This is a genomic window from Chromobacterium sp. FG22, from assembly GCF_057809415.1.
In genome coordinates, this window is the sequence record NZ_JBMDJX010000092.1 from 1 (window position 1) to 300 (window position 300).

Here is a 300-nt window from a genome sequence, read left to right on the forward strand (position 1 = left end):
CGGAGCTGAGTTTGGCTCTGACTTCGCCGGGGGTGTCGTCGAACAGCAGTTCGTTATATTGGCCGCCCTGGTGTTCTTTGGATTTGATGCCGGACAGGGTTTTGTTGGCCGGCAAGGCGCCCGCGCCGCTGAAGTCCGGGGTGGCGTGGCTGCCGTTGTAGAGCACGCCGGTGATCACCGGGCGGTCGATGTCGCCTTCGATGAAGTCGACCAGCACTTCCTGGCCGATGCGCGGGATGAATTGATGGCCCCAGCCGGCGCCGGCGCTGGGCATGACCACGCGCAGCCAGCAGGAGGATT

General features: G+C 64.3%; 1 protein-coding gene. It reads right to left on the bottom strand.

Features of this window, described 5'->3' with window-relative positions; genetic code table 11:
* Positions 1–300: phage baseplate assembly protein V (locus ACODSD_RS24815; protein ID WP_488878616.1), on the bottom strand; the 300-nt coding region annotated here is incomplete at both ends.